Raw genomic sequence first — 11,826 nt, 5'->3', positions numbered from 1 at the left:
GACGCGTCGCCGGGCGCGCCGCCGGCGGGTGCTGGGACGGCTGGTTCTCGGTCACCCCCGAGTATGCGTGCCCCCACGATCACAGGGAACGCAGGGGCACGCCGCAAGCCTCCGAAGGCCGGTGGGACGCTACGGGGTCACAGCGTCCGCAGCAGCACCGCCGGTTGCTCGACGCAGTCGGCCACGTACCGCAGGAATCCGCCCGCCGTGCCGCCGTCGCACACCCGGTGGTCGAACGTGAGGGAGAGCTGCACGACCTGGCGGACCGCCAGCTCGCCCTCGTGCACCCACGGTTTGGGGACGATGCGGCCGACGCCCAGCATGGCCGCCTCGGGGTGGTTGACGATCGGCGTGGAGCCGTCGACGCCGAACACCCCGTAGTTGTTCAGGGTGAAGGTGCCGCCGGTCAGCTCCCCGGGCGTCAGCGTCCCCGCCCGGGCCGCCTCGGTGAGCCGGACGAATTCCGCCGTCAGCGACTCGGCGTCCCGGGTGTGCGCGTCACGGACGACCGGGACGACCAGCCCGCGCTCGGTCTGCGCCGCGAACCCGAGGTGCACGTCCGCGTACTGGACGATCTCCCTGGCCTGCGTGTCCACCGAGGAGTTGAGCTCCGGGAAGCGGGCGAGGGCTGCCGTGCAGATCCGGGCCAGCAGCGCCAGGACGGAGATCTTCGGCCCGCCCGCGGCGTTCATCGCGGCCCTGGTCCGCATCAGTTCGGTCGCGTCGGCGTCCACCCAGCAGGTCGCGTCCGGGATCTCGGTGCGGCTGCGGGAGAGCTTGTCGGCGACGGCGCCCCGGATGCCCTTGAGGGGGATCCGGGTGACCGACGGGGTGCTCCCGGAGGCGGCGGCCACCGGCGCGGCGGCCGTGGCCCGTTCGCCGGCCGTCGCGTCCGTACGGCTCCCGGTCCCGGCGTCCGTACGGCTCTGGGTCCCGGCGGCGCGCAGGGCGTACTCCACGTCCGCGCGCAGGATCAGCCCGTCGGGGCCCGAGCCGGTCATCTCCCGCAGGTCCAGGCCGTTCTGCCGGGCCAGCCTGCGCACCAGGGGCGAGATCACGGGGACCGGTCCGTCCGCCGTGCCCTTTCCGGGTGTGCCGGGTGCCGTGCGCGGTGTCTCCCGCGCGGTGTCGGCCGTCCGCGTCGCCTCCGCGGGCTCCACCGGCCTCGGCGCCCGTTCACCGCGGGACGGCCGGGGCCTGACGGACCCGGCGGCGCCGGGCCGGTGCCTGCGAGGTGCCGTAGCCGACCAGGACGTTGCCGGAGCCGTCGGCGGCCGGCTCCCGGCCGCTCGCGCTGTCGGAAGCCGCCGTGTCCCCGGCGCCCGCGGCGCCCGCGGCGTCACCGGCCGGGCCGTCGTCCGCCGTCTCACCGACCGCCACCGTCAGCAGCGGGGCACCGACGGGCAGTTCGGTGCCCTCGGCGCCGAAACGGGCCGTGACCACACCGCCGTAGGGGCAGGGCACCTCCACCATCGCCTTGGCCGTCTCGACCTCGACGACCGGCTGGTCCACGGCGACGACGTCACCGACCTCGACCAGCCAGCGCACGATCTCCGCCTCGGTGAGCCCTTCACCGAGGTCGGGCAGCTTGAACTCCAGCACCTGTGCCATCAGCTCTCGGCCTCCCATTGCAGACGCCCCACGGCGTCCAGGATCCGGTCCACACCGGGCAGGTGATGACGCTCCAGCATCGGCGGCGGGTACGGCAGGTCGAACCCGGCCACGCGCAGCACCGGCGCCTCCAGGTGGTGGAAGCAGCGCTCCGTGACCCGGGCCGCGATCTCCCCGCCGGGGCCGCCGAAGCCGCCCGACTCGTGGACGACGACCGCGCGTCCCGTCCGCCGCACCGAGGCGCACACCGTCTCGTCGTCGAACGGCACCAGGGAGCGCAGATCGACGACTTCGAGGTCCCATCCCTCGGCCCGGGCCGCCTCGGCGGCCTCCATGCAGACGGGGACGGACGGGCCGTAGGTGATGAGGGTGGCGCTCCGCCCGGAGCGCCGCACCACCGCGCGGCCTATCGGTTCCACGGCCGTCGGCTGCTCCGGGTTCCAGGTGTCCTTGGACCAGTAGAGCCGCTTGGGCTCCAGGAAGACCACCGGGTCGTCGGAGGCGATGGAGGCCCGCAGCAGGCCGTAGGCGTCGGCGACGGTCGCGGGCGTGATGACATGGAGCCCCGGAGTCGCCATGTAGTACGCCTCGGAGGCGTCGCTGTGGTGCTCGACACCGCCGATGCCGCCGCCGTAGGGGATGCGGATGGTGAGGGGGAGCGGCATCGTGCCGCGGGTGCGGTTGCGCATCTTCGCCACGTGCGAGACGAGCTGCTCGAACGCGGGGTAGGCGAACGCGTCGAACTGCATCTCCACGACCGGCCGCAGCCCGTACATGGCCATGCCGACTGCGGTGCCGAGGATGCCCGCCTCGGCCAGCGGCGTGTCCGTGCAGCGGTCCTCGCCGAACTCCTTGGCGAGGCCGTCGGTGATCCGGAAGACGCCGCCGAGCGTGCCGACGTCCTCACCCATCACGTGCACGGACGGGTCGTCGGTCATCGCGTCGCGCAGGGCGCGCGTGAGGGCCTGCGCCATGGTGGCCGGCTTCACGGCGACGGTGGTCATGCCTGCGTCCCCTCCGACTCGGCCTCGGCCGCCAGCTCCGCGCGCAGCTGCTCGCGCTGGGCCAGCAGCTGGGGGGTCGGCTCGGCGTAGACGTGCGTGAACAGGTCCATGGGGTCGAGCTCCGCGTCCTGGTTCATGCGGGCGCGCAGGTCGGCGGCCATGGTCTCGGCGTCCTGCCGGGCGGTCTCGACGCCGGCCTCGTCCAGCAGGCCGCGCCCGGTCAGCTCCCCCTCCAGCAGGGTGATCGGGTCGTGCTGTCGCCACGTCTCGACCTCGGAGTCGCCGCGGTAGCGGGTCGCGTCGTCGGCGTTGGTGTGGGCGTCCACGCGGTAGGTGATCGCCTCGACCAGGGTCGGGCCGCCGCCCGCGCGGGCACGCCGTACGGCGTCGGCGAGGACCTCGTGCACGGCGGCGGCGTCGTTGCCGTCGACCAGGCGGCCGGGCATGCCGTAGCCGACGGCCTTGTGGGCCAGCGACGGGGCCGCGGTCTGCTTGGCGAGCGGGACGGAGATCGCGAAGCCGTTGTTCTGCACGAGGAAGACCACGGGGGCCTGCCAGACGGCGGCGAAGTTCAACGCCTCGTGGAAGTCGCCCTCGCTGGTGCCGCCGTCGCCGACCATGGCGAGCGCGACCACGTCGTCACCCTTGAGACGGGCGGCGTGGGCGAGACCGACGGCGTGCGGCAGCTGGGTGGCGAGCGGGGTGCTCAGCGGCGCCACCCGGTGCTCACGGGGGTCGTAGCCGGTGTGCCAGTCGCCGCGCAGCAGGGTGAGCGCCTCGACCGGGTCCACGCCCCGGGCGACGACGGCGAGGGTGTCGCGGTAGCTCGGGAACAGCCAGTCGCGCTCCTCGAGCACCAGGGCGGCGGCGACCTCGCAGGCCTCCTGGCCGGTGCTGGAGGGGTACACCGCGAGGCGGCCCTGCTTGGTGAGAGCGGTGGCCTGCGCGTTGTACCGGCGGCCCTTCACCAGCTCCGCGTACAGCCGGCGCAGCAGGCCGGCGTCGGCCTTCGTCGCCGCCTCGGTGCCTAGCACGCGGTACGGCTCCGCGTCCGGCAGCAGCGGGGCGGGGTCGGTACGGGGCTGCCAGGCGGGCGGCGGGGTCGGCCGGTAGGCCCCCCGCTGCTCCATGACCGTCATGACGGCACCTCCTCGTGGGACGACTGACGGAGGCACGGCGTCTGTGACGCGCCTCACCAACCGATTGTTCGGTCGCCGGCACATTTTGGCTACGGGTGGCATCAGGCTGTGGACAAACGGTTCTCCACACCGTGGGATGGATGCAGGACGTCCACGGCGGAGAGGTGGGGGCGGGTGGCATCTGAACAAATGGCCGAGGGGCAGGAGGGGACCGGACCGCTGCCGCCGGCGCGGCCCCTCGACGCGATCGACCAGGACATCCTGCGCATGCTGCAGGCGGACGGCCGCGCGTCGATACGGTCGGTCGCCGAACGGGTGCACGTCTCCCGGGCGAACGCGTACGCGCGGATCAACCGGCTCGTCGAGGACGGGGTCATCCGCGGTTTCGGAGCCCGCGTCGACCACGAACGGGCCGGTCACGGCACGTCGGCGTACATCACCCTGAAGATCGTGCAGAACACCTGGCGCACGGTGCGCGAGCAGCTCCGGCAGCTCCCCGGCGCCTCGCACATCGCTCTGGTGGGCGGGGACTTCGACGTGCTGCTGCTGGTGCACACACCGGACAACCGGGCGCTGCGCGAGCTGGTGCTGACCCGGCTCCAGGCCATCCCCGAGGTGCTGAGCACCCGCACGCTGCTCGTCTTCGAGGAGGAGGACCTGGAGCCGCAGGGGTGAGACGGGGGCCGGCCCGCGGGCGCGGGAACCCGGGCCCCGCAACCGCCTCAGACCGCCTTGCGCAATCCCCCGAAGGCCAGCTGCGCCACCGCGTCGGCCACCTCGCGCTCGTTCATGCCGCGCCCGTCCGGCCGGTACCACTCCACGATGGAGTTGATCATGCCGAAGACCAGCCGGGTCACCAGCCGTACGTCTATGTCCTCGCGCACGTCCCCGTCGGCCGCCGCCGCCTTCAGCAGCCCGGCCACCCGGTGGTCGAACTCGCGCCGTCGCTCCAGGGCCCACCGCTCGGTGTCCGTGTTGCCGCGCACCCGCAGCAGCAGCGTCACGTAGGGCAGCTCCGCGATCAGCACCTCGACCATGCGCCGTACGACGTACTCCAGGCGCTCGGCCGCGCGCCCCACGCGCGCGTGCTCCTCATCGAGGATCTCGAAGAGACCGTCGAGCGCCCGGCTCACCGCGCGGCGCAGCAGTTCCTCCTTGCCGGCCACGTGGTGGTAGATCGACGACTTGGAGATGCCGGCGGCCTTGGAGAGGTGCTCCATGGAGGTGCCGTCGTAGCCGCGTTCGTTGAACACCTGCACGGCGACGGACAGCAGCGTCTCCGGGGTGTAGGTGTCCCGCTTGGCGGTGGTCATGGAGTGTCCTCCCGCTGGTCGGTGGCGCACGCGTACCGGTGGAGGGCGAGGGACGGCGCGTAACGGCCGGACGGGTCCACCCCGTGCAGTTCGTCCAGCAGGGACCCGGCCCAGCCCCGGCCGAGCCGGCGGCTCCACTCGAAGGGCCCGAGGGGGTAGTTCACACCCAGGCGCATCGCGGTGTCGACGTCCTCCTCGGTGGCGACGCCCTTGGCGACCGCGTCGACCGCGAGGTCGATGATCCGGGCCACCGTCCGCGCCACGATCATCCCGGGGACGTCCCCGATGACGCTCACCTTCTTGCCGAGCGCCTGGAACAGTCCGGTGGCCTCGGTCACCGTGACCGGCGAGGTGTGCGAGGCATGCGCCAGGGCGATGCGGGTGGCCTCGCGGTAGTCCAGCGCCAGGTCGAAATGGACCACGTCACGGAACTCTCCGGAGATCCGCCCGTCGGCGAGCACCAGCTGTCCGCCGCTCGGCAGCACCAGCCGGGCGCCGTCGTTCCGCTCCGCCTCGCGCACCTCGATGCCCGCCTCGCGGATCAGGTCGAGCAGCTCCGAGGCCGGCCCGAGGCCACCCTCGGCGACGACGTACGCGGGCGGTGCGGCGGGCGCGGCGGTGTGCGGCTCGGGGCGCTCGGCGCCCTCCCCGTGGTCGTACCAGCCACGGCCGGTCTTGCGGCCGAGGCGGCCGGACTCGACCAGCCTGCGCTGCGCCAGGGACGGCGTGAAGCGCACGTCGTGGAAGAAGGCCTGCCACACCGAGTGCGTCACGGACTCGTTGACGTCCTGCCCGATGAGGTCGGTCAGCTCGAAGGCGCCCATCCGGAAGCCGCCGGACTCGCGCAGCACCGCGTCGACGGTGGCCGGGTCGGCGCCCTGCGACTCGTACACCGCGAAGGCCTCGGCGTAGAAGGGGCGGGCGATGCGGTTGACGATGAAGCCGGGGGTGTCCGCACAGGCCACCGGCGTCTTGCCCCAGGCGCGGGCCGCCTCGAACGCACGCGTGGCGTACGCGACGTCCGTGGCGAAGCCGGAGACGACCTCGACGAGCGGCAGCAGCGGCGCGGGGTTGAAGAAGTGCAGGCCGACGAAGCGGCCGGGCACGCGCAGGGCGCCGCCGATCGCCGTGACCGACAGGGACGAGGTGTTGGTGGCGAGGAGACAGTCGTCGTCGACGACGTCCTCCAGCGCCCGGAACAGCTCCTGCTTGACGTCGAGACGCTCCAGGACCGCCTCCACGACCAGGGCGCAGCCGGCGAGGCCGGAGAGCTCGTCGACGGGCTGCAGACGGGCGCGGGCCGCGTCCCGCCCGTCGGCGGTGAGACGCCCCTTGTCGACCAGCCGGTCGAGCCGGGCGCCGATCGCGTCGGCGGCCTTGCCGGCCTGGCCCGGGGCGGCGTCGTACAGCCGCACGGGATGGCCCGCGACCAGCGCGACCTGGGCGATCCCCTGCCCCATGGTGCCGGTGCCGACCACGGCCACGGGACTGCTGAGGTCGAGTGCTGTCATGTGCGCGATCCTCCCGCACGGTGATTTCCACAGATGCGGCGGACCCCCTTGTCCCGACCGATCGTTCGGTTACTCTAACTCTGACCGCCTGTCCCTGACTACGTTTCCGCAAGGTCCAAGAGCTCGACGAAGAGTTCCTGAGACGAGGAGTTGGTCCCGCATGGCCGCCGAACTCACCGCGCACGAGCTGATCGCCCGCCACCGTCCGACCCTGGACCAGGCTCTGGAAGCGATCCGTACGCGCGCGTACTGGTCCCCGCACCCCGAGCACCCCAAGGCCTACGGGGAGAACGGCAGCCTGGACATGGCGGCGGGCAAGGCCGCCTTCGACGCCCTGCTCGGCACCCGCCTCGACCTCGGCCAGCCCGGCACGGACGGCTGGGTGGACGGCGAGACGTCCCCCTACGGCGTCGAGCTGGGCGTGAGCTACCCGCACGCGGACCTCGACACCCTGCTGCCCGCCATGAAGGCCGGGATGCGCGCCTGGCGCGACGCGGGCGCGGAGGCCCGCGCGGTGGTCTGCCTGGAGATCCTCAAGCGGATCAGCGACCGGACGATGGAGTTCGCCCAGGCGGTCATGCACACCTCCGGCCAGGCGTTCATGATGGCGTTCCAGGCCGGCGGCCCGCACGCGCAGGACCGCGGCATGGAGGCGGTGGCCTACGCGTACGTGGAGCAGGTCCGCACGCCCGACACCGCGGAGTGGACCAAGCCGCAGGGCAAGCGCGACCCGCTCGCCCTCACCAAGACGTTCGTCCCGGTCCCGCGCGGCATCGGCCTGGTCATCGGCTGCAACACCTTCCCGACGTGGAACGGCTACCCGGGCCTGTTCGCCTCCCTGGCCACCGGCAACGCGGTCCTGGTCAAGCCGCACCCCCGCGCGGTGCTGCCGCTCGCGCTCACCGTCCAGGTCGCCCGCCAGGTCCTCGCCGAGGCCGGCTTCGACGCGAACCTGGTGGCGCTGGCCGCCGAGCGGCCCGGCGAGGGCATCGCCAAGACGCTGGCCACCCGCCCGGAGATCCGGATCATCGACTACACCGGCTCCACCGAGTTCGGCGACTGGCTGGAGGCCAACGCGCGCCAGGCGCAGGTGTACACGGAGAAGGCCGGCGTCAACACGGTGCTCGTGGAGTCGACGGACGACTACAAGGGGATGCTGTCCAACCTGGCGTTCTCCCTGTCGCTCTACAGCGGCCAGATGTGCACCACCCCGCAGAACCTGCTGGTCCCCCGCGACGGCATCACCACCAACCAGGGCCCCAAGTCCTTCGACGAGGTCGCCGCCGACCTGGCGAAGGCGGTCGACGGCCTGCTCGGCGACGACACCCGCGCCAACGCCCTGCTGGGCGCCATCGTCAACCCGGACGTCAAGGCACGCCTGGAGGCGGCCGCCGGTCTCGGCGAGGTCGCCCTCGCCTCCCGCGAGATCAGCAACCCGGAGTTCCCCGGCGCGGTGGTCCGCACCCCGGTGATCGTGAAGCTGGACGGCGCCAAGCCGGACGCCGAGGCCGCCTACATGAGCGAGTGCTTCGGCCCGGTCTCCTTCGTCGTCGCCGTCGACTCGGCCGCCGACGCCACGGAGCTGCTGCGCCGCACCATCCAGGAGAAGGGCGCGATGACGGTCGGCGCCTACACCACCTCCCCCGAGGTCGAGGAGGCCGTCCAGGAGGTCTGCCTGGAAGAGGCCGCCCAGCTCTCCCTCAACCTCACCGGCGGGGTCTACGTCAACCAGACCGCGGCGTTCTCCGACTTCCACGGCTCCGGCGGCAACGCGGCGGCCAACGCCGCCCTGTGCGACGGTGCCTTCGTGTCCAACCGCTTCCGGGTGATCGAGGTACGCCGGGAGGCGTGAGCCCGCCTCAGGAGGGTGCGCCCCCGGCGGCGCTCCAGTGGTACAGCGTCATGGCCACACTGGTCGCGAGGTTGTAGCTGGAGACCTGGGGGCGCATCGGCAGCGCCACCAGATGGTCGGCCCGCGCGCGCAGCTCCGGCGAGAGGCCGCTGCGCTCGGAGCCGAACGCGAGCAGGGCGTCGTCCGGCAGCTTCAGGGAGCGGATGTCCTCGCCCTCCGGGTCCAGCGCGAAGACCGGTCCGGGCGGCAGCTCGTCCACGGTCAGCCGTTCCACGGCGGTGGCGAAGTGCAGTCCCGCCCCGCCGCGCACCACGGTGGGGTGCCAGGGGTCGAGCGTGCCGGTGGTGACGACTCCGGTCGCCCCGAATCCGGCGGCCAGCCGGACCACCGCCCCCGCATTGCCGAGATTGCGCGGCTGGTCCAGGACCACCACCGGAGCGGTGCGCGGGGCGTGCGCCAGCCTCGCCAGGTTGTCCGCGCGGCCGGGCCGTACGGCCAGGGCGGCCAGGGCGGTCGGGTGCGGACGCGGCACCAGCGAGGCGTACGTCCCGTACGGCACCTCCGTCAGCAGCGCCGCCATCGCGTCCCGCACGTCCTCGGCCAGTTCGTCGGCGAGCGTCAGCGCGCCGGCCCGGTCGGCGGTGAGCGCGGTGAGCACCTCGGCGCCGAAGCGCACGGCGTGCTTGAGGGCGTGGAACCCGTCGAGCAGTACCGCGTCCGGGGCGGCACGGCGCCATGCGGCCACCGGGTCCGGGGACGCGGCGGCGGGGTCGTGGGCGGCGTCGGTCATGGCAGGCAGCCTACGTGCGCGCTCCCGGTACGCCGCCCGTCACCGGGGCGGGCCCCGCCGGGCCTCCGGGGGGAAGGCCGGCCGGGCGCCGCGGCGGCGGGGCCGGTGACCTGGACGCGGGCGAGCGCAGCCGCCCCTGGGCGCGTGCCGCCAGAGCGCCGATCCGGCGCAGGAAGGACGTGGGCAGGAAGACCGCGTCGGCCGCGATCATCGCCAGCGAGAAGAAGGGCAGCCCGAGCACCACGGCGATCACCGCGTGCTCCATGATCATGAAGGTCAGCAGGACGTTCTTGACCCGCCGGTTGAACAGCGTGAACGGGAAGGCGACCTGCACGACGACGGTCACATATGTCACCAGCATCACCATGGTGCCGTTGGCGGAGAGCAGGTCGGCCAGTCCCTGCCAGGGGGAGAAGTACTCCAGGTGCAGCGGGTAGTGGACCGCGGTGCCGTCCTGCCAGCGCGAACCCTGGACCTTGTACCAGCCGGCCGTGGCGTAGATCAGGCAGGCCTCCGCCATGATCACCAGCAGCGCGCCGTTGTGGACGACGTTCGCGACGACGTCCAGCAGGATCCGCGGCTGCCCGCTCCTCGCCAGGCGCCCGACCAGCCACCACACCGCGAGCGCGAGCCACACGCCCCACAGCACCGCCGGTATGAACCAGTCACCGTCCGTCCGGCCCGCCAGGAACGCCAGGAGCAGCACGGAGCCGAGCACCGCCCACAATGCCGGTCCCACCCGGTCGCGCGGCAGCTCCCCCCGTGCGCGTGCCTCGTCGGCCCGGCGCGCCCGGCGCGCGTCCAGGGACCACACCCGGCCGCACCGGGTGAAGACCAGGTAGATCGCCATGATGTGCAGGACGTTGTCGCCGCCGTCGCCCATGAAGACGCTGCGGTTCTGCAGCGCCAGGACACCCACCATGAACAGCACCGACATGGTGCGGGTGCGCCAGCCGAGCAGCAGCAGCAGGCCGGCCAGCACGGCCAGGGCGTAGACCGCCTCGAACCAGAGCCGGCTGTCCGACCAGAGCAGCACGGTGAACGCCTGGTTCGTCGACACCAGCTGTGCGGCGAGGTCCCAGTCCCACGGGCCGTCGGGGCCGTAGAGCTCCTGACGGTGGGGGTATTCGCGCAGCAGGAACAGCAGCCAGGTGAGGGCGAGTCCGATGCGGAGCACCGCCGTCTGGTGCGGGCCGAGCGGGGAGTCGGTGACGCGGGCGATCGCCCGGGACACCGCCAGCGAGACACGGTTCACCCGATGCCTCCCCGGATCTCCTTCTCGGGCAGCGTCCACCAGGGGAGCACGCGGTACACGGGCTTGCCGGACACCTTCTCCTTGCTCCAGGACGGTGGCGGCACGTCGGTGGTACGCGAGCGGACCTGGACCCTCGCCAGTTCGCCGTCCGGGCCGGCCGCGTCCGCCCGGTCGAGGCGCATGGCCATGATCCGGCGCAGATACGTCTCGGAGAGCGCTCCGCGCATGCCCACCGGGCGGTTGTCGTCGTCGTGGGTGGCCACGAAGAAGTCCCAGGCGCGGCGCAGCTCGTTCTGCTGCGTGTGGCTGGGTGCGAGGTTCCCGTCGATGGCCCGGCCGTCCTGGGCCGACAGGTCGTACCAGCCGGTGGTGCGGCTCCCGCCGTCCGGCGTGCGGATCTCGGCGCGCACCTGCACGGACACGTTCTGCTGCAGCGGGTTCGGCGCGAACAGCTTCCAGTTCTGCTCGAACTCCGGGTAGATCCAGTCGGCGATGGTCTCGCTGTGCTTCTTGCTCACCGTGTTCGCCGGGGCGACGTGCAGGAACGTCATGCCGAGGTGCACGCAGACCGCGACGGCGACGACCGCGAGGGCCAGCGCGGCACCGATCTGATAGCGCAGGGAGAGGGCGGCCACGCCGGTACGGGCTTCGGCGAGCGGTCCGCCCCAAGCCTCCTCCGCGCCGGGGGGCGCTGGATTCTGGAGACCGCTCGGTGTCCTGCTCGGTGTCTCCCTGCTGTCGGGAGGCACGGCGGACGGTTCGGGTGTTTCCGGTGCGGCGTCCGAGGTGCCGGAGTCCGGCCCCTCGGAGCCCGGAGCGGGCAGCCCGGGGCCGGGCGCCTTGTGGGGCTCCGGTACGTCGGACGCGGGCGCCTCGGATGCGTCCGACGCGAGCGCCGGTGACACGTCGGCCCCGGGAGTCTCCGGCGCGGGAGACGTGAGGCCGGGCGCTGCGTCCGACTCCGGCGCGTCCGGAGTGGGCACGTCGGATGCGGCCGGGCCCGGCGCGTCCGATGGCGGTGGGGGTCCGGGCAGCGGGGCGCGCGGACCCGGCACAGCGGGCCGTGCCGGCCCGTGCCGGGCGTCCGAGCCCTTGTCGTACGCGTTCATTCCGCCCCGCTCCCCGAGTTCCCGGTCCTTACCGCGTCCGCCCGGCCGCGAGGCCCTCACGGCGCGGGGCCACGACCGCGCCTCCGCGTCGCACGGAACGGTACTCAGCCCCGGCCCCCCGGGCACAGCCCCGCCAAAACTCCGTCCCGTGGCAGTCACCACATCCGGCCGTACCGGACCTCGTCCACAACCGGCACCCGCAGGTTATCCACAGCGGTTGACACCTCGCGGCGCCCGTCTCA

10 protein-coding genes and 1 pseudogene are annotated in these 11,826 nt (G+C 73.1%); 2 read left to right on the top strand and 9 right to left on the bottom strand.

Features of this window, described 5'->3' with window-relative positions; genetic code table 11:
* Window positions 1-137: 137 nt before the first annotated feature.
* The 4 genes and pseudogenes from F3L20_RS34340 to pdhA form a co-directional block, all read right to left on the bottom strand.
* A pseudogene (locus F3L20_RS34340) lies at window positions 138-1,076 on the bottom strand (dihydrolipoamide acetyltransferase family protein); the annotation flags it as partial.
* 100 nt (window positions 1,077-1,176) lie between these two features.
* Window positions 1,177-1,611 (bottom strand): biotin/lipoyl-containing protein, encoded by a 435-nt coding sequence (locus tag F3L20_RS34335; RefSeq protein ID WP_240810802.1) that lies wholly within the window; start codon window positions 1,609-1,611, stop codon window positions 1,177-1,179.
* The gene (locus tag F3L20_RS00250) at window positions 1,611-2,615 is read right to left on the bottom strand and encodes an alpha-ketoacid dehydrogenase subunit beta (protein WP_150150838.1); all 1,005 of its coding nucleotides are present in this window, start codon (window positions 2,613-2,615) and stop codon (window positions 1,611-1,613) included. The genes F3L20_RS34335 and F3L20_RS00250 overlap by 1 nt, the downstream gene beginning before the upstream one ends.
* A complete protein-coding gene (gene pdhA, locus F3L20_RS00245) occupies window positions 2,612-3,754 on the bottom strand; it encodes a pyruvate dehydrogenase (acetyl-transferring) E1 component subunit alpha (protein ID WP_150150836.1) in 1,143 nt (380 codons plus the stop codon). The genes F3L20_RS00250 and pdhA overlap by 4 nt, the downstream gene beginning before the upstream one ends.
* Window positions 3,755-3,943: 189 nt before the next feature.
* Here pdhA and F3L20_RS00240 point away from each other — a divergent pair, with 189 nt between their 5' ends.
* The gene (locus F3L20_RS00240; protein WP_150157163.1) at window positions 3,944-4,429 is read left to right on the top strand and encodes an Lrp/AsnC family transcriptional regulator; all 486 of its coding nucleotides are present in this window, start codon (window positions 3,944-3,946) and stop codon (window positions 4,427-4,429) included.
* Window positions 4,430-4,476: 47 nt separating this feature from the next.
* Here F3L20_RS00240 and F3L20_RS00235 read toward each other — a convergent pair whose 3' ends face one another.
* Window positions 4,477-5,067, bottom strand: coding sequence for a TetR/AcrR family transcriptional regulator (locus F3L20_RS00235; protein WP_150150834.1), 591 nt, complete (start codon window positions 5,065-5,067; stop codon window positions 4,477-4,479).
* A complete protein-coding gene (locus F3L20_RS00230; RefSeq protein ID WP_150150832.1) occupies window positions 5,064-6,578 on the bottom strand; it encodes a 3-hydroxyacyl-CoA dehydrogenase in 1,515 nt (504 codons plus the stop codon). Before F3L20_RS00230 ends, F3L20_RS00235 begins: the two co-directional genes overlap by 4 nt.
* Before the next feature lie 160 nt (window positions 6,579-6,738).
* Between F3L20_RS00230 and paaN the strand changes: the two genes are divergently transcribed.
* The gene (paaN, locus tag F3L20_RS00225) at window positions 6,739-8,430 is read left to right on the top strand and encodes a phenylacetic acid degradation protein PaaN (protein ID WP_150150830.1); all 1,692 of its coding nucleotides are present in this window, start codon (window positions 6,739-6,741) and stop codon (window positions 8,428-8,430) included.
* A gap of 7 nt (window positions 8,431-8,437) precedes the next feature.
* Here the strand turns inward: paaN and F3L20_RS00220 are convergent, their stop codons facing one another.
* Genes F3L20_RS00220 through F3L20_RS00210 form a run of 3 tightly spaced genes read right to left on the bottom strand, consistent with a single transcriptional unit; the run spans window position 8,438 to window position 11,584 of the window.
* Window positions 8,438-9,220: a TrmH family RNA methyltransferase gene (locus F3L20_RS00220; protein ID WP_150150828.1), complete on the bottom strand. Its 783-nt coding sequence runs from the start codon at window positions 9,218-9,220 to the stop codon at window positions 8,438-8,440.
* 10 nt (window positions 9,221-9,230) lie between these two features.
* Window positions 9,231-10,475, bottom strand: coding sequence for an HTTM domain-containing protein (locus F3L20_RS00215; RefSeq protein WP_150150826.1), 1,245 nt, complete (start codon window positions 10,473-10,475; stop codon window positions 9,231-9,233).
* Window positions 10,472-11,584 carry a DUF5819 family protein gene (locus F3L20_RS00210; protein WP_150150824.1) on the bottom strand — a complete coding sequence of 371 codons (1,113 nt, stop codon included), beginning with the start codon at window positions 11,582-11,584 and terminating at the stop codon, window positions 10,472-10,474. Before F3L20_RS00210 ends, F3L20_RS00215 begins: the two co-directional genes overlap by 4 nt.
* Between the last annotated feature and the right edge of the window lie 242 nt (window positions 11,585-11,826).

It is taken from the genome of Streptomyces tendae (assembly GCF_008632955.1).
Lineage (GTDB): Bacteria > Actinomycetota > Actinomycetes > Streptomycetales > Streptomycetaceae > Streptomyces.
This window is presented reverse-complemented; position numbering and strand designations above follow the sequence as displayed.

Excerpts from the sequence above, each read along its gene's own strand:
- F3L20_RS34335 (WP_240810802.1), bottom strand. The coding sequence starts at position 1,611 with ATGGCACAGGTGCTGGAGTTCAAGCTGCCCGACCTCGGTGAAGGGCTC.
- F3L20_RS00230 (WP_150150832.1), bottom strand. The coding sequence starts at position 6,578 with ATGACAGCACTCGACCTCAGCAGTCCCGTGGCCGTGGTCGGCACCGGC.
- F3L20_RS00220 (WP_150150828.1), bottom strand. The coding sequence starts at position 9,220 with ATGACCGACGCCGCCCACGACCCCGCCGCCGCGTCCCCGGACCCGGTG.
- F3L20_RS00250 (WP_150150838.1), bottom strand. The coding sequence starts at position 2,615 with ATGACCACCGTCGCCGTGAAGCCGGCCACCATGGCGCAGGCCCTCACG.
- F3L20_RS00235 (WP_150150834.1), bottom strand. The coding sequence starts at position 5,067 with ATGACCACCGCCAAGCGGGACACCTACACCCCGGAGACGCTGCTGTCC.
- F3L20_RS00240 (WP_150157163.1), top strand. The coding sequence starts at position 3,944 with ATGGCCGAGGGGCAGGAGGGGACCGGACCGCTGCCGCCGGCGCGGCCC.
- F3L20_RS00210 (WP_150150824.1), bottom strand. The coding sequence starts at position 11,584 with ATGAACGCGTACGACAAGGGCTCGGACGCCCGGCACGGGCCGGCACGG.
- paaN (WP_150150830.1), top strand. The coding sequence starts at position 6,739 with ATGGCCGCCGAACTCACCGCGCACGAGCTGATCGCCCGCCACCGTCCG.
- pdhA (WP_150150836.1), bottom strand. The coding sequence starts at position 3,754 with ATGACGGTCATGGAGCAGCGGGGGGCCTACCGGCCGACCCCGCCGCCC.